General features: G+C 42.1%; 21 protein-coding genes. 10 read left to right on the top strand and 11 right to left on the bottom strand.

The window, feature by feature from the left end; all coding sequences use genetic code 11:
* Positions 1-4: 4 nt before the first annotated feature.
* From lepB to DWW90_RS09025, 7 genes are all read right to left on the bottom strand, one after another.
* Entirely contained in the window at positions 5-877 is an 873-nt protein-coding gene (lepB, locus tag DWW90_RS09055) for a signal peptidase I (RefSeq protein ID WP_122344752.1), read from the bottom strand.
* Positions 878-902: 25 nt separating this feature from the next.
* The gene (locus tag DWW90_RS09050; RefSeq protein ID WP_122344751.1) at positions 903-2,936 is read right to left on the bottom strand and encodes a hypothetical protein; all 2,034 of its coding nucleotides are present in this window, start codon (positions 2,934-2,936) and stop codon (positions 903-905) included.
* A 9-nt stretch (positions 2,937-2,945) separates the two neighbouring features.
* The gene (locus DWW90_RS09045; RefSeq protein ID WP_122344750.1) at positions 2,946-3,980 is read right to left on the bottom strand and encodes a 6-bladed beta-propeller; all 1,035 of its coding nucleotides are present in this window, start codon (positions 3,978-3,980) and stop codon (positions 2,946-2,948) included.
* A 15-nt stretch (positions 3,981-3,995) separates the two neighbouring features.
* Positions 3,996-4,286, bottom strand: coding sequence for an NVEALA domain-containing protein (locus tag DWW90_RS09040; RefSeq protein ID WP_122344749.1), 291 nt, complete (start codon positions 4,284-4,286; stop codon positions 3,996-3,998).
* Positions 4,287-4,508: 222 nt separating this feature from the next.
* A complete protein-coding gene (locus tag DWW90_RS09035; protein ID WP_122344748.1) occupies positions 4,509-5,372 on the bottom strand; it encodes a DUF1573 domain-containing protein in 864 nt (287 codons plus the stop codon).
* A gap of 6 nt (positions 5,373-5,378) precedes the next feature.
* The gene (locus DWW90_RS09030; RefSeq protein ID WP_122344747.1) at positions 5,379-6,437 is read right to left on the bottom strand and encodes a BF3164 family lipoprotein; all 1,059 of its coding nucleotides are present in this window, start codon (positions 6,435-6,437) and stop codon (positions 5,379-5,381) included.
* A 2-nt stretch (positions 6,438-6,439) separates the two neighbouring features.
* A complete protein-coding gene (locus tag DWW90_RS09025) occupies positions 6,440-6,670 on the bottom strand; it encodes an NVEALA domain-containing protein (RefSeq protein WP_122344746.1) in 231 nt (76 codons plus the stop codon).
* 148 nt (positions 6,671-6,818) lie between these two features.
* Between DWW90_RS09025 and DWW90_RS09020 the strand changes: the two genes are divergently transcribed.
* Positions 6,819-7,877 carry a hypothetical protein gene (locus DWW90_RS09020; protein WP_233547689.1) on the top strand — a complete coding sequence of 353 codons (1,059 nt, stop codon included), beginning with the start codon at positions 6,819-6,821 and terminating at the stop codon, positions 7,875-7,877.
* Here DWW90_RS09020 and DWW90_RS09015 read toward each other — a convergent pair.
* From DWW90_RS09015 to DWW90_RS09000, 4 genes are all read right to left on the bottom strand, one after another.
* Positions 7,858-8,913 carry a BF3164 family lipoprotein gene (locus DWW90_RS09015; RefSeq protein WP_122344744.1) on the bottom strand — a complete coding sequence of 352 codons (1,056 nt, stop codon included), beginning with the start codon at positions 8,911-8,913 and terminating at the stop codon, positions 7,858-7,860. The two genes, DWW90_RS09020 and DWW90_RS09015, sit on opposite strands and share 20 nt — an antisense overlap.
* Positions 8,910-9,494: a hypothetical protein gene (locus DWW90_RS09010; RefSeq protein ID WP_147382414.1), complete on the bottom strand. Its 585-nt coding sequence runs from the start codon at positions 9,492-9,494 to the stop codon at positions 8,910-8,912. The genes DWW90_RS09015 and DWW90_RS09010 overlap by 4 nt, the downstream gene beginning before the upstream one ends.
* A 59-nt stretch (positions 9,495-9,553) precedes the next feature.
* Positions 9,554-11,110, bottom strand: a complete 1,557-nt coding sequence (locus tag DWW90_RS09005; RefSeq protein WP_122344823.1) for an ATP-binding protein — start codon at positions 11,108-11,110, stop codon at positions 9,554-9,556.
* A gap of 92 nt (positions 11,111-11,202) precedes the next feature.
* On the bottom strand, positions 11,203-12,204 hold the full coding sequence (locus tag DWW90_RS09000) for a 6-bladed beta-propeller (RefSeq protein ID WP_122344742.1): 1,002 nt from the start codon (positions 12,202-12,204) through the stop codon (positions 11,203-11,205).
* Positions 12,205-13,170: 966 nt separating this feature from the next.
* On the opposite strand from DWW90_RS09000, the gene atpD reads away from it, so the two are divergent.
* The 9 genes from atpD to DWW90_RS08955 are packed head-to-tail and all read left to right on the top strand — an operon-like array spanning position 13,171 to position 20,216.
* Positions 13,171-14,688 (top strand): F0F1 ATP synthase subunit beta, encoded by a 1,518-nt coding sequence (gene atpD, locus DWW90_RS08995; RefSeq protein ID WP_122332763.1) that lies wholly within the window; start codon positions 13,171-13,173, stop codon positions 14,686-14,688.
* Positions 14,689-14,694: 6 nt separating this feature from the next.
* Positions 14,695-14,928 (top strand): F0F1 ATP synthase subunit epsilon, encoded by a 234-nt coding sequence (locus tag DWW90_RS08990; protein ID WP_122344741.1) that lies wholly within the window; start codon positions 14,695-14,697, stop codon positions 14,926-14,928.
* A gap of 17 nt (positions 14,929-14,945) precedes the next feature.
* A complete protein-coding gene (locus DWW90_RS08985) occupies positions 14,946-15,374 on the top strand; it encodes a hypothetical protein (RefSeq protein ID WP_122344740.1) in 429 nt (142 codons plus the stop codon).
* Positions 15,352-16,410 carry a F0F1 ATP synthase subunit A gene (gene atpB, locus DWW90_RS08980; RefSeq protein WP_122344739.1) on the top strand — a complete coding sequence of 353 codons (1,059 nt, stop codon included), beginning with the start codon at positions 15,352-15,354 and terminating at the stop codon, positions 16,408-16,410. Before DWW90_RS08985 ends, atpB begins: the two co-directional genes overlap by 23 nt.
* Before the next feature lie 36 nt (positions 16,411-16,446).
* Positions 16,447-16,701 carry an ATP synthase F0 subunit C gene (atpE, locus tag DWW90_RS08975; protein WP_005633044.1) on the top strand — a complete coding sequence of 85 codons (255 nt, stop codon included), beginning with the start codon at positions 16,447-16,449 and terminating at the stop codon, positions 16,699-16,701.
* A 14-nt stretch (positions 16,702-16,715) separates the two neighbouring features.
* Complete coding sequence (atpF, locus tag DWW90_RS08970) at positions 16,716-17,216, top strand: F0F1 ATP synthase subunit B (protein WP_115500042.1); 501 nt, start codon at positions 16,716-16,718, stop codon at positions 17,214-17,216.
* 3 nt (positions 17,217-17,219) lie between these two features.
* Entirely contained in the window at positions 17,220-17,762 is a 543-nt protein-coding gene (locus DWW90_RS08965; RefSeq protein ID WP_122344738.1) for a F0F1 ATP synthase subunit delta, read from the top strand.
* Between the two features lie 13 nt (positions 17,763-17,775).
* Positions 17,776-19,353, top strand: a complete 1,578-nt coding sequence (atpA, locus tag DWW90_RS08960; RefSeq protein WP_122344737.1) for a F0F1 ATP synthase subunit alpha — start codon at positions 17,776-17,778, stop codon at positions 19,351-19,353.
* Between the two features lie 5 nt (positions 19,354-19,358).
* Positions 19,359-20,216 (top strand): F0F1 ATP synthase subunit gamma, encoded by an 858-nt coding sequence (locus tag DWW90_RS08955; RefSeq protein ID WP_115500045.1) that lies wholly within the window; start codon positions 19,359-19,361, stop codon positions 20,214-20,216.
* Positions 20,217-20,337: the final 121 nt, after the last annotated feature.

Here is a 20,337-nt window from a genome sequence, read left to right as displayed (position 1 = left end):
TTTTTTATTCGATCTTTTTCAGAAAACGGTCCCATCTGAACTTCTTTGTATAGGGGGCGACTGACTTCCAAATGCGTACGGCTTTCCCAACGATATACTCTTCCGGCAACAAACCCCAGTAGCGTGAATCTTGCGAATTTGCACCTTTATCCCCTGCCATAAAGTAATAGTTCTTTTGGAAGCGATATGATTCAATCGTCTTCCCGTTTAGAAAGACAGCCGAATCCTGGTATTTAAGCGAACCTTTCTGTTCCCATTCGATCAGTTTGCGATATAAGAGATAGTTTGTCCGGTTCATCGGCAACTCGTCACCCGTTTTCGGGATATAGAGCGGGCCGAAGTTTTGAATGTTCCACCCGATAATGGAGTCGAACGGAAAACTTTTATACACCCCGTCGGGAAATTCTCCCGGCAAAGTCTGTCCGACTCTTCGTTGTGAGTCAATGTTTCCTAATGGCGTATCGACCCCGCCGACCTGAAACATCCCGTTCCGGATCGACAAAGTGTCTCCCGGTAATCCGATGCACCGTTTAATATAATATTTCATGATGTGCATCTCGATCTTATCCCATCCGTTAGGGTGAGGAAAATTAAAAACCAGCACATCATTCCTTTTAACTTTCCGGAATCCGGGCACACGGTGAATATCGACCTGTTTAAGCTGCATGGTCGCTTGCAGATTAAAAAGCCGTGCCCCCAATACCGGTTTCCAGATCAGTATGGCGTCTCCTTCTATCAGTTCCGGTTCCATCGAATCGCTGGGGATGCGGAAGGAGGTGAAGAGGAAGACTTGGCAAAAAAGCCAAAGAGCGGCAAGAGTGAAACTTATCAATAATAAGTTTATTCCCCAGTTGAATATGTTCTTTATAAATGTCATTGCTACGATTTATCTTTATTCTCTATTACCACCAAACCTGTTTCCTGTTTTCATAAGTAAACGGTCTGTGTTCCTTTCCTCTGGTATGGTTATGTATGCGGAATAAAGCATTTTTTCGTATGTCGTGGTATGTCAGCTTGTTTTCTTTTGCATATTGCTGACCTAATGAAATCCATTTCTTGTCCCAATAGAATAATTCATATAATTCTCCTGTGACAATTCTGTTGTCGTCACTTCTCGGATAGAATTCGACTTTTTCGATTTTGCAGGGTTGCTTCATTTCAAATATGATTTGTTGCTGCTTTTCTTGCGTGTCTGGTTGATAATATGAGACTCTGTCTTCATCCGTAATCATATCAAGCGTGCAATTAGGAGCGTTTTTTGTTCCGCTCCACTCGCCTGCAACTAATTTATCATTGTTTTCATATACTTTTATTTCAGCTATGCCGAAAGGATATCCTATTGAGTTCACATTTTTGAAATCGCATATTAAATAGCGGTATTTTTTATTGTCGGGAATGTTGAAACTATCAACATAAAAAGGTATTTCATTTATTGTATGAACAAGCGCACTATCTGATAAATCTTTTCTGTTGCAAACATAAAAGCGAGTGCCTACTGCATCGGCTGCCTGAAGTACAGTACGTATGCGATAGGGTGTTTTGGTATAAAATGTAGCGGAAGGCTCGGTTCTGCTCTCCTTCGATGAGAGAAATTCTAACTCACCATTTGCAGTCAGAATAAAAGCCTCTCCAGCCGGTAGAATAGCCCCATTATCATAGTAAGCCGGCAAATAAAGCATATTGACACCCATTTTTTCAAAGAATGCATGTTCCCCTTTCGGGCAGCTCCAACTTACCGGAATCCAATTGTCAGCATCGTAGCTGCATAAATAAATATGCATTTTCGGATGCCGGTCACTCCACAAGGGAACTTCAATATTTTTACATACTATATATTTGTCAGTGATGTCTTCAATATCTGGGCTTTTAAAGAAATCCGGTATTTCCTCTTCAGTCGAGAGAACTAAACTATTTTTCATCAATTCATAGTTGATTCGATACACTTTGGGGACAGTTCTACAATGTTGGATAGAAATAAATGGCATTATATCCTCTTTTACCAATGGATTGTAAGCATTTACCCAGAACATATTAGTAATTAACGCATCTTTTTCGGAAAAATAAGGTCTTTGTGTGTTGTCATATAATTTTTCAATTTCTTTATCTCCAATGATTTCAGTCCAAAAGTGAGGAAAATCTGAATTACCCCATCCTGGATGCATATTCAATACAGCAGGTATCCCATTCGTTCGTAATGCAGCTATTTTATATATGTTTTCTTCTAAGCAAGTTCCCATTTGTGCGGATGCTATATTTTTGAATGTTGTAGGAAGCAATCCTTTATATTTGTCTCTGAAAATAGTCCATTCTTGGAGAAAACTTCCATCAATATCGTTGGATATGAGTTCCCCCACTTCTTTATAGGATTTATCCCTGACTGTATCTCTTAACAATGCATATTTTTCGGAAAAGAAGTCGAATGCCTGTTCCCAATAGCTATTGTTAGTCGTATAAGGAAGAATGTATTTTTGGAAAGTTTCAGTATCAATATTCTTACACCAAGGATATTCGTTCCATATATGAAAACAATTATCAATGTGATGTATTAGGAAGTTGGAAGATAATATTTGTAAATCCTGAAGATATAGAGGGTATGATCCTATATTTGGATATTGTTGATTGATGCTATCGTAAATGATGTATTGTATGTCGTTTTTATATGAGCCATGTTGTTTAATATAATTACTAAAAGCATCAAAGAATGGTTGTTTTTTACTGATTGAATTACTGTCAATAACCTGTTTGCCAATCATATTTCGGATAAGAAAATGAGTGGCAGCCAATTTTTCAGGATCGTGACTGTAATGTTGTAGTACCTTTTCCAGTTCATGTCGGTTCTCCCCCGCAAAATCAAGAGCGTAGTCTAATTGTTTATTACTATATAAAGAACAGGCTGTTAGAAATATAAGTAGAAATAGTTGAATGTACTTGACCATATTCTAAATTTAGGGCTTTAAATGCAAAATCTGTATTACAGGATTATTTTCTTCATTGTCAGCTTTAACATAATTAGTAAATGTATTCCCTTTCGAAGAAGACAAGAAGAATATATGCTCTTTGTTGTCAATGTCATTTTCAAAAACTTCTCCGAGAATATATTGATTCGTATTTTTGTTATATAAAAGAGTCCTGACCTTTTTTAATGTGCAAAAAATCAAATTAACCCAATTTTGACTTTCCCTGTATATTGTTCGATAATAATTATCCCCTAAAAGAGGGGTTCCCTGTTTACTCTCATAAAAATCTGATGGTATTTGAGGAAATAAGTTAAAATCTATAACTTTCTTTATCGAATCTCCATCATAAGAATAAATAACATTCTCTATTTGAGGAGTGATAAAATGAATACCATCATTTAACTGTATCAATTCCCAATAATTGGTTGATTCAACTTTATATTTAGAGTTTCTTTTGAAAAGCACTTTTTTGATATGTCCAGCAGTATCGGCCAAAGCGAGAAGTGTACTCGGATCATCTAACCTTTCAAGGCGAGATAATAGATAATCACCATTGTCGAATTGATACAAATCGGAAATGTGGAAAGGGGGCGTAAACTCATTTTTTAAGTTTCCATACAAATCATATTCTATAATTTTAGAAGAAGCCAAAGAAATACTTTGTCTTTTTGCATTATAAGTAATTTGATTGATAATATTGTATTCACTTGGTCCACTCCCTACTTTAGCAATTTTTCGAATGAATTTCCCTTTTTGATTAAATTGAAATATAGTATTTTGTTCATCGTTTAATACGAAAATTATCGAATCTGAAAGAATTATATCCTGTATTTTACCAATTAAACAATCTTCATTTGTTTCCAGTGGAATGTAAGAGATAGAATCAACAAAGGAAGAAAATAATATTTTCTTTTGAACTTTTTTATCTAAGTCTATGGTTGTTTTATTGGTATTTGTTTGTTGGGAACATGCCATAAAGCATATTCCCATTACTATTAAATAATGAAGTTTATATTTATTCATGCTATAGAACTTTATTTAATTACAGTTTCCCCATTGGTCATTTTGATAGTGACAAACGTCAGAGTGAGATGTCGAAGTAACACATCTTGCTCCAGTAGCAACTCCATTGCCATTGTAGCATGTTTGCTTCTTCATTCCACTTCCTTCATTGGGATCTTCCCATCTTGCTAATGCATCGATATTAGCCAATGCCAAATCTGATAATCCTACCTCATTTGTATTCTGCTTTGTATTCTGCTGGTAGTTCCAGCCAGCAGCTGCGGCGATTGCAGCAAAAGCGATAACGCCTAAAATTTTCTTTCCCATTTCCGTATTATTTTTAGGGATTTATAGATTTCTGTTATTTTTTGGATCTTTGCTCAGTATCATTTCCTGAGATCGGGTGATTCCAACCTTCTTTGTTTGCTTTTACTACTTTTGCACGTCACCTCCTTCTTTATTTGTTATTGAATGAGGAAAAGTCCTGGAGTTTCTGCTAACGTTTGCAAGTCTGTGGGCAGGAACTCCTTTCTTTTTCCCGTTATTGTTTTATTTCACTGTTCCGATAAAACTCACCATTAGCGAGTTATTCGGAATGTTTCCATATATCTCCACCGTCCGGTAAAAATCTCCCAGCTGTTCCGCTTTGTAGCTGACCGAAATTATTCCGTTTTCTCCCGGTTGCAACTCTTTCCATTCGCAAGTTGCCTCTGTGCAATCACAAGAAGTAGTAAAACCTTTCAGTTTAAAAACATTTGTTCCCACATTCCGTATTGTGATCGTTTGTTCTTTGGTTGTTCCGTTTAGAACTGTCCCTAAATCATACTCGGTTTTCTCCGGCTCAAGAGTCGTTACCGTTAACGTTTCTTTGTTTTGTATTCCCATGATCTGTTTTAGGTAAAGGTCCTTTACTGCTAAATTGTGTATTGGATTTCCAATCACCACTATTCTATTTTTCTTATCTAATAGAAATGTCTGGAAAGTGATATTTTGAGGAAAACGATTTAGCTTGTCCAATTCGCTATTCCGATCAATGCATACCGGACGGTTAAAATTATCTCGTTTCAGAATATAACGCAATTCTTTGTCGTCTTTCGATTGGAAAAAGAATAAGAATGGAATATTATTTCCTGTAACCGAATCTGTATAAGCAATCAATTCTTTCCATTTTGGGAGTTGTAGCTTACAACTGGTACAGCCAGTGGAATCGACATAAATTAGAACTTTGTAATCGGATTGCGGGATCTGATAATCTACAGTATCAGTTACAAACCGGGTGAAAGTGATATTTTTCGGAAAAACAATCTCTTTCCCTTGCCATTCCTGTACCAGTCGGGCAACTTCTTCTTTTTTGTTTTCTTTGCAAGAGGTTAACAAAAAGAGTATAGATAATAGGTATAACAGTGATTTCATCTATCGTTATATTTTAAATTCCATGATTGGTTCATCGCTTTCTACGCAAGTGGCGATGATCGTTTTTGTTTTTTCGTTTACATCAATACCGTATATGGGTTTATCTAAGGTGTATTTTTGTATGGGATTACCTTTCAGATCGAATACATATATGTAACGCCCTCCGTCTTCCGGTTTTTTGCCTTGTTGGTAAGATGCTAATTTGTCTTTGAACCGGACGCCCTGGAATACGCTGTAGATATGTTGATCGGTGACAACAATATCACTGAATCCCATAATTCCGGTAGGGAAGCCTTCACCTTTGACGCTTTTAAATTGGGGTTCACCATTCGGACCGTATAATACGGTATGGGTGTTTTCTTTGGTGTTATATATTTCAATGGATTCTCCTAATTGAGTGACCATTGCAAATATGCCATTATGCGGGTTGTAATCGATAAAACTGCGCCATGCTTGAGCCAATGCAGGGCGGATTTCCTGCGTGAGATCTGTTTCAGAAGGGATTTTACCAATGCTTTTGATTGGTTTACCGCTGTAGTCGACTTGCCAATAGCGATGTTCTCCTAAATAATCAGGGATTAGAAAACAGGAATCTGTCGCATAGAAATCTAAAGAACGGACCAGACTTTTATCTAATTGTATCACCTCTTGTCTTGTTGCCGAATAATTTTCAGCAGAGACAGCCCAACGCGATATTTGCATTTTGTTTGCATCGAGGGCATATATCGAATCAGGCGAGTTAAACTGGAATGTTTCCGCTGAAAGCATCTCTTCCGGTCCTTCCCCGCGCTTGCCGAAAGAAACGATATGTTTCCAGTTGGGATGGGTGAACGCGTGAAAAAAATAGTCAGTGTTATGCAAATCCATTACAATAGCTATACTGTCTTTGACCGCTACCCGGAATGGGTAGCGGAAAAAAACAGTATCCAGGTCGATAACCCGCGCACTTATTGCCTTTTCATTGGGAAAAGTTGAATAGCGGCGGGGATAGCGAGTACCGGGGGAATCGGTACAGGAGATTATCGCACTGATACCTATTAATAATATATATGCAAAACGTTTCACGATTATTCTAAACTAAAGCCCGTGATTTTCATTTCAACTTTGAATGTTTGGCAATCAATAGATCCGTAACCAAAACACTCGACATATTCTTCGTTTTCTCCATTAGCTAATGCCTCTATATTTTGAAATGCCAGTTTATTCAATGTGGCTGTTTCATTATTATAGAACAGACTATATGCAGCTAATAGACAGCTTGCTGTGAAAAGTAATTTTAATAGTGTTTTCTTTTTCATAACTATTCTTGTTTTCTGCAAAAGTAATCTCCTGATTTAAGATTGTCAACTAAATATGGAAACATTTAGGTGTTTCCAATGAAATGTATCCAAAGTGTTGATTTGGATTACTGATTTAAGTACTTTTGTATCACAAAATGAAATGAAAATGGAAAAAAACAGATCTATTATTGCTGTTGCAGCTATGCTTATTTTAACGATATTGATCGTGTTTTTATCCTACCGTTATTTTTTTCAAATTGAAAATGAGCAGATCCTTAAAACTGTTTATATATTTAATCATGCTGTGGATAAAGAAAAAGGACTTATGCAACCAGAGTTTGTTTCTATATCGAAATCCAGTGCTAGAGCATCTTCAGAATCTACTGTTATCGAAACCGAAAAGGGGAAAGCTATATATAAAAGAGATAAGAAAACGGATAGTCTTACTTTGTCCCATAGAAGAGAGTGGAATTTCCAGATGTACTTAGCCTTTAAAAATCCCAATCGCGCCTTTACTCTCGACAGTCTTTTTCAAGAGGAACTTAAAAGTGAAAACATAGTCGCTCAAACTGCTGTCTCTTTTTTCCAGGGCGACAGTCTTGTGAGTTGTTCGAATAAATCATTATGCCAAGCAGGAATAGCTTTGGACCCTGTTGTTTTTGGAGTAGAGCATGATCCGAAACAAATAAAATTACAGGCGTATGTCTCGTTCTCCCGTTCCTATTTAATTAGTCAGATGCCTTTAATCTGGGGGCTGGTTTTATTATGGTTTGTTCCTATTATATTGATGTTTATATGGCGACGGCGTAAAAATGTAGAATATAAGGAAGTTATTAGTTTTGTCCCACCAGTACCGGCTGTGATCTCATTGGATGCATCAGAGTGGAAAGAGATAGCATCGGGCATCTTTTTTAATGAGAAAACAGGAGTATTGAAGAAACAGGATCATGAGGTTTGTCTGAAAAGAAATCGTTTACGCGCTTTTTCTCGTTTTTTAGGAGCTTCGGATCATACTATCAGTTACTCTGATTTTTGTAAAAATGTGTTGGAGCGACCTTTGAACGAAGACGAATCGAACGAAAAAAATAAGGAATTGAACCAAGCGATAAAGAAATCTATGACGCAAACAATACAGCGTTTGCGAGATGATTTAAAGGATTTCCCGGAGTTGTCTATTGACAATATACCTAATTCAGGCTATCAGCTTAATATTGAAACCTTATAATCACCGGGTCCGGTTGCTCGGAAAGCCCATAAATACACTTTTCTACTGGATCTACAGAAAAAAAAGTAATCGGTGTGTCTAATTCGTAGTGTTGTAGCGGTGTTCCCTGATAGTCAAAAACGAATAGGGTACGCTGCATTTCTTCTCCTTTTTGAGGGGATATGCCATAATATAAAGCCCAGATTTCAGAATCAGTCAATACGCCGAATAGATATGAAAATTTGGTCTGTTCAGGAATAATGTATGCGAAATCATGATCATCTACTTTTCGGTTTCCTAAAACAGGGATAAAATTATCAGGTCCTTGTATACGCTGTATAAGCTGCATATCAGAATTGTATATTTCAATGAGATCGGAATAAGTATAAAAAATAATGATTTTATCATTATGTGGGTTATAATATATCCTGTTTTCCCAAAAACGTTTTTTTAGATTATCCGGTATATTATTTGTCGACACTTCCGGGAATTTTGTCTGTAATTGATTGTCTTTATTTCCAGAAGCATCAAAACGTGTCACCAAATTATTAGAATCGCTTAAATCCGAGCATAAAAAAGATCCATCGGGCAATACGGCAACACTGGTTGGTGCACCATTCTTAAATTTGACCGATTGAATTGGAGAAATATGTTTTCTCTTGAGGAAATCGGGAATACTATATGCTTCCATTTTAGCCTGTTGCATATCGAACGCCCAAACCCTATCCGGATAAAATTGTAAAGACCAACAATTTAGTAATTCTCCTGGGCCGATTCCTCGTGGAATGTTTTCAGTTGTTTTACGACCATTTTTCTTATCATAGATTTGTGCAAAATAGTCACAATACATATCAACACTCACTAAAGAGGAATCGCATACCCAAATTCGAATGGGCTTCCAAAGAGTATCTATATTCAATATTTCACCTTTCAAAGAAGTCGTTTGCTTAAAATTATCTTTTGTGAAGAGGACTGTTTCCTTGACTGTTCCGGACTCTTTTTTGCAAGAACATATTAATAAAATCGGAAGAATTGCTATATAGAATCTTATTCTCATTTCTCTTTTAATTGGTAAGTTAGTATTTTGAAAGAAGTTGTTTGGGATAATAATTCTTTCAGAATCGCCTCTTCTTTTTTAATGTCAAATTCTTGTAGGGTTGTTATTTTATTCAATGTCTTTTGTCCTATATTATCTTCTTTTGGTGCAAATAATATGATCGGAGCAACTTTATCTTTCATTTTGGGAAGGGATTTAATTATATAGGGGGCGATTTGAGTATTTGATTTCAAAGGATGAACTGAAAAAAACTTTCCAATGAAATTACAACATATCTCTATCTGGCTATTCTCATTTTGTTTGATTATAAGATCGACCCTCGGATTTTCTTTTATATCCAATGACTCATGAAAAATAACGGCCTTATTCATATTTTCAATGTTATCTTGAAAGCTCCATAACGTAACTTCCAAAGTCATATTCTTCGCGAAGTGACTAAATTCGAAATGAGCAATATTTTCTTTCTCAGTCGGTTGAAACGGAAGGCTTGACATGGAACCATATCCGGCAACTTTGATACTGTCTTGAGCACTACAATAGAAAGATAAAAATAAGAATAATGAATAAATAAGACTTTTCATATGATTAATTTTGTGGAGATGAGTATGTACCCTTTGTTTTGAATATAATATTTTATGTGTTAGTTTTCTTCAATTATCCACTGTTCAATATTCCGTAACTGATTGCTGAAATTCACGCCGATCTTGAATAGTTTCCGAGGATCGGTTGCGAATGGCAGCGCGTAATGCTTCTCGTTTATCTGTTGTAAAGCCTCTTCAGCTGTCCCTTCTAATTTGAACTCCATGACATAAATGTAGTCATTGGTTTTCAATACTAAATCGATACGCCCCATATTGGTGTGGTACTCTACTTGGGTATAAAGGCCGGCTAATTTGAAGACAATGAAAAGTACATTCTGGTAATGTAGTTCCAATTGGCGGACCAGTTCATAAGGCGTATCGGCAAAGAAACTTTGCAGGCGACGCAAAAAAGCATCTGGCTGACCTTTACGTATTTCACTGACGAATTTCTGTATTTCGAAAGGAGACTCAACTTTATTGACATTTGTATAGAAAGGCATCAGGTATCGTACAAACCCTTCTTCCACCTCCCGGTTAGGAAAGCCTAACTGGTAAGTACCAAATTCTTCGTCATAACTTTTGATCGTCAGATAGCCGCTCTGGTAAATGACAGGAATAGGGCTCGACGAATCTGCATAAATACTGTTTAATACATCTGCATTGGTCTCTTCATTAGCCATGCGCTCCAGATTGTAATGGCTTTGTTTTAACAGTTCTACCAAATAGGTGGGGGTGCCTGTCTCAAACCAATAGTTGCTGAACTTATTATATTTGAATGTATTGAGCAGGCTGAACGGATTGTAGATGCCTATTGTGTTTTCTGCAAAGTGATAGCCATCGTAATACTCTTTGAGTTTGGCACATGTTTCTTCATATGTCATTGCTTGCGCATGTGCCAACTCGTGAAGCTCTTCTTCCAGATTGTCGTGTATCTCCTGTTCGGAAACGCCGCAGATGTTGACATAAGGTTCGCGCATGGAGATATCGTCCAGATTGTTCAGGTCGCTGAATACGCTGATTTTGCCAAATTTGGTTACTCCCGTCAACATGGCGAACTGGATGTAGCCGTCCATTGATTTCATTACGCCATAGAAAGCTTTTAAAGTTTCACGATATTCATTTTGTAAAGCAGTATTCTCTATGGTTTGCAGCAAAGGTTTATCATATTCGTCTACCAGAATGACCACTTTTTGCCCCGTCTTTTCATAAGCCTTCCGGATGAGTGTGACAAAACGGTCATCTATCGTTTCGTCTGATGGGGAAGATCCATATTTCTCTTCATAGATGAGAAACTGGCGATCTATAAGGCGAAGCAAATCGTCTGTTGTATCAAATTTTTTAGCATTCAGGTCTAAATGCAGGATGGGATACTTGATCCAGTCTTTTTCCAGCTTTTCCATGGCAAGCCCCTCGAACAGCTCTTTTTTGCCTTGAAAGTAAGCTTCGAGCGTAGATATGAGCAAACTTTTACCAAAGCGACGCGGGCGGCTCAGGAAATAGTAGCTACCGGTTTTGACAATACGGTAGATCAGTTCGGTTTTATCAATGTAGAAATAACCGCTACTGCGAAGCTTTTCAAAGTTCTGTATTCCGATAGGATAAATCTTGTTGCTCATAGCTGTCTTTTTTGTTGTTTGCCGGAATGATGCATTCGGTCCGTAATACAACAAAGATAGTAATGTTTCTTTAATGTCAGTCTGTTGGGCTGCTATATTATATCTGTTAAATCTAAATAAGCGAACTGTATCTCGTCGTTTAAATTTATAATGAGCCTGTTGTTTTCTTTGTCATAACAAAAATCGGTTATCATATATCCGGTTTCCAGGGTTTTGAGATAATTACCATTTAAATCGAAAACCAAAAATTTTGTGGGATAATAGGCCTCTGTACGATGGTCGCTACCCGAATAGAGTGCCACTATCTTATCTTTGCAAAATGTAGCGCTGAGAGCATAGTGCTGTGTCTGTGTTATTTCAGTATTCCATTTAGGGCCATGGATGTTACAGATTAAATTCCCGTCGAAGTCGCAGATTGTCATCAGGTCGTATTGGCTATAACATTGAACATACCGTTTATGCTCTGCGGATGCGGCGTATATGAATCGGACTCTTTTCAGATCAGGATATTCGTACTTCATTGGCACTATTTCTCCGGTGGTCATGTTCCATCTGGCAACAGATGGGCGATAGTCGCTGTTTCCGATCGGTTCTATAATTCTGGCAATACAAAGTGTGTCATTCAAATATAAATATCGGTCGGGAAACTGTCTTTCTTTCATATTCATTTTAACTTCCGGCTGATAATCAGGGTTGGCTAAAACGCTATCAAGGTCGTAACTGAATATTTTCAGTTTACCGTGATCCGAGACGAAAAACCTGCGGTGTGCTTCATCAGTTCCCACGTGGCCGATAATCGTAATTTCTCCGGGGCCTTGTCCCTGATAAGTGGTGCTGGCTAAATGGTTGAAATTATTTTTGTCAAATAGGTGTATAAGTTTGTCTGGCACATTATATTCGGTGATAATTAGATAATCGCTGAGCAAGTATACTCTCGAAATTCGACCGATTAAAACGTCTTGTGTCGAGAACTCTTTCATTTTGTCCCGCACGTTAATCACATGATCCCGCTTACTTTGATATTTCTCGGTTTCAGAATCCCGGCTACAGCTCCAGCAGGATATAATTAGTAAAAGGTATAACAATTTGTTCATGACTTTATTGTTTTAGGATGCTGACATAACGCAAATATACGAATATATTTTGGTTACGAATGGTTCGTAGCTTAATTGTCTCGTGATTTTATCGATTTGCGGAGATTCGGAAAAGGGTACTTATTGTATAAAACGGATTTTTCAAGCTCGGAAGAAGCCTTGATGCAAACAAATGTTAATCCACTTTTTTGCCCTCAAAAAGGGACTTTTTCCGCTTTTTAGAGCGTTTCCAGCAATTACGACCGTCTTCTTTGCCATTGCGACCGTGCTAATGTGTAGTGCACTCGGCACCTCGCGAAGATTAGGACGGTCGTAATGGCGATTTGGACGGTCGTAATTGTAAAGAGGACCGTCTTTAGGGCAAAAAAGCACCTGAATTTCCTTGGGATATTTGGGACGCCGTCCGTTTTGTTTTCAAATATTCGATTCTCCGGGAGTTAAGGTTTATCACTTTGTTGGTGTTTTCTGTTTTCGGTAATCAATTTGCACGCTTTTCGAAACGGACTGCGCACCTCGTTTTTCCTATTGTTAGAAAGGAAAGCTAAAACCGTGAAAAGAGTCAATCCAAAATGAATCAAGATTTCGGACGAAATAGAAAAACGGCCCAAAAGGGGGGATATTGTAATTTTCGTGTATGCTTCTTTGCGATTCCGCATCGAAGCGCGGGGACAGGAATGGTTTATTCCTTTTTATTTAACAATGCAAAACATTTTGCCTTTTCTTTACCTGCAAAACGTCACATACCGCTTAGGAACCTCTTTCTCTATGATTTACAAAATAAGCTTTTTCCTGCATTTTGGTCCATATCCGAACTCTATTGGTTTATTTCAGAATAGAATGAAATTAGTTGAATATTTAACTAAGTATAAAAAGAATCAAAAAGTAATATTTCCGAACATCAGACAATCATAATTCGTAATATTGCAGCCGAAGAGTTGAATAGGTCTAAGGAAAAAAAGAGATTGTATGGGAGAAATAAAAGGTTATATATCACAGGTTATCGGTCCGGTTGTGGACATTCATTTTGACAATGAAAAGGAAGAAAAGATAACACTTCCACGTATCCACGACGCAATGGAGATAACCCGCCCTAATGGAAAAATACTGATTGTAGAAGTTCAGCAACACATCGGGGAAAACACGGTCCGCACCGTAGCAATGGATACGACAGACGGACTGAAGAGAGGAATGGAAGCCCTGTCATACGGCTCACCTATTACGATGCCGGTCGGCGACCAGGTGAAAGGACGCTTGATGAACGTGACAGGCAACCCGATCGACGGGATAACGGAACTCGACCGCAAAGGCGCTCTCCCGATCCACCGCGAACCGCCCAAGTTCGAGGATCTGACCACCAGCCGCGAAGTGTTGTACACAGGTATCAAGGTGATCGATCTGCTGGAACCTTATTCAAAAGGTGGCAAGATCGGTCTTTTCGGCGGTGCCGGTGTAGGTAAGACGGTTCTGATCATGGAGCTGATCAACAACATTGCAAAGAAGAACAACGGATTTTCCGTCTTTGCAGGTGTCGGCGAACGTACGCGTGAGGGGAACGACCTGCTGCGCGAGATGATCCAGTCCGGTGTGATCCGTTACGGTGAAGAATTCAAGAAGAGCATGGAAGCAGGCCATTGGGATTTGTCGAAGATCGACTATGACGAACTGGCCAAATCGCAGGCGACATTAGTGTTCGGGCAGATGAACGAACCGCCGGGAGCGCGTTCTTCCGTAGCCCTCTCGGGGCTGACGATTGCCGAGTCTTTCCGTGACCTGGCGCCGGAAGGGGAGACGAGAGACATCCTCTTCTTTATCGATAATATCTTCCGTTTCACACAGGCCGGTTCGGAAGTTTCCGCCTTGTTGGGACGTATGCCGTCGGCCGTCGGCTACCAACCGACGCTGGCAACCGAGATGGGCGCCATGCAGGAACGTATCACGTCGACCAAGAAAGGCTCCATCACCTCTGTTCAGGCTGTTTATGTGCCCGCAGACGACTTGACGGACCCGGCTCCGGCGACTACATTCACGCACTTGGATGCGACGACGGTGTTGAGCCGTAAGATCACCGAACTCGGTATCTATCCGGCTGTCGACCCGCTGGAATCGACTTCACGCATTCTGGACCCGCTGATTGTCGGCAATGAGCATTACGAGACAGCGCAACGTGTCAAACAGATACTGCAACGCAACAAGGAATTGCAAGACATCATCTCGATCCTCGGTATGGAAGAGCTTTCCGACGAAGACCGCCAGACCGTCAACCGCGCCCGTCGCGTGCAGCGTTTCCTTTCGCAGCCGTTCTCCGTTGCCGAACAGTTCACCGGCATACCGGGCGTGATGGTCTCCATCGAAGATACGATACGCGGATTCAAGATGATCATGGACGGCGAAACCGACAATATCCCCGAACAGGCCTTCCTGAACGTAGGAACGATCGAGGATGTGATGGAAAAGGCGAAACGATTGGCAGAACAAGCAAACTAAACAGGTATGAGACTGGAAATTATATCACCGGACGGCATTCTCTACGAAGGCGAGACCCAGCAGGTTTCGTTTCCGGGTGCAGCCGGTTCATTTGATATTCTTCCTCATCATGCTCCGATGATCGCCGCTCTCGGAGAAGGAACCATTGTCTTTGAAAACGATGGCAAAAAAGGGGAGCAGGCCATCAGGAGCGGATTCGTGGAGGTGAAAGATGATCATATATCTGTTTGTATCGAATAAATAAAAAGTACACGACAATGACAGGGTGGTTAAAAATTAAGCTGATGGGGTTGATTACTTTTGTCAACTTTGCTATTGGTCTGACATTAGGCGGTTTGTTATACACAATCTGGCCGGAACATTATTTCACATGGTATCCTTCCATCCCGATCTTCTACTGGTTGATGTCATTGGCAATGACATATGTTCTCGACCGGATGAAAAAGAAGAGAGGCGATGTGACCATTACCGCTTATATGCTGGTGCGGTTCTGCAAGTTTACCCTTGCGATCGTTTTCTTATGGCTTTATGCCGCACTGGTGAATGACCACTTGAAGACATTCGGTTTTACACTGATGCTCTTCTTCTTTATTTACCTGGCCATGGAAACATATACGATTTATCTGTACGAGAAAAAAAGAATGAAAAGAGAAAAAAGAGAAGATGAAGAACAATCTCATAAATAACAGATTGATATGGATAGCGCTACTGCTCTGGTTCTGCGCGTTGGGCCCGGCCCAGGCAGATACCAAAGAGGAAGGCATCGATGTGCAGGAGATCGTTTTCTCACATATTCAGGATGCCTATACCTGGCACATTACCGAATGGAACGGAAAAGAGATCGCCGTCTCGCTGCCGATACTGGTCAAAAGCGAAGAGCGGGGATGGGATATGTTCCTTTCCCACCATTTGCATCACGGACAGACGCATCATAACTATTACATCGCGGCCGAAGGCGAACATGCCGGCAAGGTGGTCGAAAAGAACAGCCGGGGCGAAGAGGTCCGCCCGCTCGACTTCTCATTGACCAAGAATGTCTGCGGACTGTTCCTGAGTTGCGGCATTCTGCTGTTTGTGGTTCTCAGGACGGCACGCTGGTATAAGAAACATCCGAACCAGGTCCCGGGCGGATTTACCGGGTTGATGGAGATGGCTATTTCCTATATCGAGGACGGTGTCATCAAGGAGTCGATCGGCAAAGAAGAATACAAGCCGTTTTCATCTTATCTGCTGACGGTCTTCTTCTTTATCCTGATCAATAACCTGATCGGCATCATACCGATCTTTCCGGGTGGCGCTAACATTACCGGAAATATTGCCGTAACGGCAGTCCTGGCAGGATGTACGTTTATCGCCGTCAACCTGTTCGCGACTAAAGGATACTGGAAAGAGATATTCTGGCCGAAAGCGCCGATCTATCTGAAGTTGCCGCTGCCGATCATGCCTTTCGTGGAGTTTTTCGGCGTGTTCACAAAACCGTTTGCCCTGATGATCCGTCTGTTTGCCAACATCATGGCGGGACATACGATTATCCTGGCGCTCACTTGTCTGATATTCATCACGGTGTCGATGGGGATGGTTGTGAATATGGGGATGACGGTCGTTTCAGTTCTGTTCTGCGCGTTCATGAACTGCCTGGAACTGTTGGTCGCTTGCTTGCAGGCATACATATTCACCTTGCTTTCAGCAAACTATATAGGTTTGGCCAAGGTTAAAGATTAAATATATTTGAGGTACTAATTAAAAGTTTAAAACACTATGTTATCGACTATTTTATTACAAGCAGCTGCCGGAATGGGCATAGCGAAGATGGGAGCAACAATCGGAGCGGGATTCGCCGCTATCGGTGCAGGTATAGGTATCGGTTTGATCGGAAAAGGTGCCGTCGAGGCTATCGGACGCCAGCCGTCGGCAGCCGGCGAGATCCGTACTTCCATGTTGATCATGGGCGCTTTGGTGGAAGGTGTGGCACTGTTTGCTATTGTAGTATGTTTCCTGGCTTTGTTCCAATAAAAAAGTAACAAGCTATGTCATTATTAACACCGGATTCGGGACTTCTGTTCTGGATGATCGTTTCATTCGGGATTGTCTTTGTCATCCTTTCCAAATATGGTTTCCCCGTCATTATCAAGGCGGTGGAACAACGGAAAGCCTACATCGACGATTCTTTGGAGACGGCACGCCAGGCGAATGAACAGCTTGCCAATATCCAGGCCGAAGGTGCCCGGATACTTGCCGAAGCAAAAGAAAAACAGAATGCGATCCTGAAAGAAGCCTTTGCCGAAAAGGAACAAATCATCGACGAAGCTCGTCAGAAGGCTGCCGCCGAAACCCGTTTACAGGTGGAAGAGGCTGCCCGGCGTATCCGCGAAGAAAAGGAGAAAGCAATCCGCGAAGTCCGTTCGGAGATTGCAGACCTTTCGATCGCCATAGCAGAGAAGGTGATGAAAGAAAAGATCAGCCGTGACGGTGAACAACAACAAATCATCGACCGGCTGTTGGATGAGGTATCGCTTTATAAATCGTAGCGTATGGATATAGGAACAATCTCTTCCCGGTATGCGAAAGCGCTTTTCTCGCTTGCAAAGGAGAAAGGGCTGGAGACCCGGGTATATGACGACATGAAGATGCTGGCAGACAGTTTCTCGCTCGAACCGGAGTTACGGGTTGCCGTTAGCAACCCGATCATTCCCAAAGAGGAGAAAGTCAAGCTGTTGATAGCGGCCGGCGGCATAGAGGTTTCGGACTTGTATGTGCGTTTTATCCGTCTGGTCTTGCAACACAAACGGGAAAACGAACTGCTCTTCATGGCCCACATCTATATCCATTTTTACCGGAGAGATAAGCATATCACCCGCGTACAATTCAGTACTGCCACTCCGGTAAACGACGAGGTGAAGGAGCATCTCCAGAAGAAGCTCAAGGAAGAGACAGGCAGCACCATCGAATTTACCGGGCTCATACAGCCGGAACTGATCGGCGGTTTCCGCCTGCGTATCGGAAACTACCGGATAGATGCCAGCTATGCGACACAGCTGCGGGACATCCGTAGCCGGTTACTCGAAAACAGATAAAAAAGAAAGAAGTATGACAGATCAGATAAAAGTGAGTGAAGTTTCCGCCATCCTGCGCCAGCAGTTGGAAGGTATCAGTACCAGCATCCATACGGAAGAAGTGGGTACCGTACTTCAGGTGAGCGATGGTGTGGCACGCATATATGGCCTCGACAATGCCGAGGCGAACGAACTGTTGCAGTTCGACAACGGAATGGAAGCGATCGTGATGAACCTCGAAGAAGACAACGTGGGAGCCGTCTTGCTGGGGCCGACCGACCTCGTGAAAGAGGGTGACACGGTCAAACGGACAGGACGTATCGCCTCTATCGACGTTAGCGAAAACATGATCGGACGTGTAATCGACCCGCTCGGAAACCCGATCGACGGAAAAGGGGAAATTGCAGGCGAGACCTGCGAGATGCCGCTTGAGCGCAAAGCTCCGGGCGTGATCTTCCGCCAGCCTGTGAACGAACCGTTGCAGACCGGCATCAAGGCTGTCGACGCCATGATACCGATCGGACGCGGACAGCGTGAACTTATCATCGGTGACCGCCAGACAGGAAAAACTTCCATCGCGATCGACACGATCATCAACCAGCGCAGCAATTACGAAGCGGGCAATCCGGTTTATTGCATCTATGTGGCGATCGGACAGAAAGGTTCGACTGTCGCCTCGCTTGTCAACACGTTGCAGGAAAAGGGTGCGATGGACTATACGGTTGTTGTTAGTGCGACAGCTTCCGATCCGGCAGCCATGCAATACTTCGCTCCTTTTGCCGGAGCCGCTATCGGCGAATATTTCCGGGATAGCGGACGCCATGCCTTGGTGGTCTACGACGACCTCTCGAAACAGGCTGTCGCCTATCGTGAAGTATCCCTGATCCTGCGCCGTCCTTCCGGACGTGAGGCCTATCCGGGCGATATCTTCTATCTGCATTCCCGCCTGCTCGAACGGGCAGCCAAGATCATCAACCAGCCGGAAGTGGCAAGCCAGATGAACGACCTGCCGGAGAGCATGAAAGATAAAGTGAAAGGCGGCGGTTCCCTGACGGCCCTGCCGATCATCGAGACACAGGCCGGCGACGTTTCGGCTTATATCCCGACCAATGTGATCTCCATCACCGATGGACAGATCTTCCTCGAGACAGACCTGTTCAACCAGGGAAACCGTCCGGCTATCAATGTCGGTATTTCCGTTTCCCGTGTAGGTGGTAACGCGCAGCTGAAGGCGATGAAGAAAGTGGCCGGAACATTGAAGATCGACCAAGCGCAGTTCCGTGAACTGGAATCATTCTCCAAGTTCGGCGGAGATATGGATGCCGTAACGGCCTTCACGATCGACAAAGGACAAAAGAACACGCAGTTGCTGATCCAGCCTCAATACAGCCCGATGCCCGTTGAAGAGCAGATCGCGATCCTCTATTGCGGCACGCAAGGCCTGCTGAAAGATGTCCCGTTGGACAAAGTACACGAATTTGAAAAAGAGTTCCTGCGCGAACTGCGCACATCGCACCGGCACGACGTCCTGGATGTCTTGAAAACCGGAACCATCGACGACGATATCCGGAAGAAACTGGAAGAAACAGCGAAGCAACTTTCAATTAAATAGAGTCTATGTCATCATTAAAAGAAATAAAAGTCCGGATTGCATCTATCCGGAGCACGCAGAAGATTACGGCTGCCATGAAGATGGTTTCTTCTGCCAAGCTCCACCATACACAGATGCTGACCGAACATACACTCCTTTATGCGAATAAGCTGTCCGCCATTTTAAACGGTCTTTTAGGTGCGGAATGTGACCTGGAATCACCTTACACTGAACAGCGTGAGGTGAAGCGGGTCGCAATAGCCGTATTCTCATCCAGCAGTGGGCTATGCGGCACTTTCAATGTCAACGTCTGGAAAGAACTATCCGCCCGGCTGCATGAATACAAGGCACAGCAGATCGAGGTACGCCTCTATCCCGTCGGAAAGAAGATTGCGGACGAATTGCATAAGGCCGGTTATACAACCGAAGACAACTTCCTGCATTTAGGAGAAAAACCGTCTTACGATGGAGCTATCAGCTTGGCGGGAGACTTGATGGAGTTGTTTACCTCCGGCAAAGTAGACCGGGTGGAATTGCTTTACCATCATTTCAAGAACACGGCGACACAGGTTTTGACTCATAAAGTGTACCTGCCGATTACCCTTCCGGAAGCGACAACCGATGCTTCTGCAACCGATTACCTTCTGGAACCGTCTCCGGAAAACTTGCAAGCCTTGCTCTTCCCGAAGTTGCTGAACCTGACAGTCTACACGACACTGCTCGACACGGTAACTTCCGAGCACGCCGCCCGCATGATGGCCATGCAGACCGCTAATGACAACGCGAACGACCTGATCCAGGACCTGACTCTCCAATATAACAAAACACGCCAGCAAGCCATCACCAACGAGCTGCTGGACATCATGGGAGGAAGCGGGCAATAAACCCGATTCCCTCCCCGATTTTCAAACCAGAATAACAGCCTCCGTAGGGGAATATGTCAAAAGTCCCTTGTCCCCGCGCTTGACGCCATAGCCGTCAAGCAAATCGAAGTAAGTGTTGTAA

The organism is Parabacteroides sp. AF17-28, from assembly GCF_003479205.1.
GTDB lineage: Bacteria > Bacteroidota > Bacteroidia > Bacteroidales > Tannerellaceae > Parabacteroides > Parabacteroides acidifaciens.
This window is presented reverse-complemented; position numbering and strand designations above follow the sequence as displayed.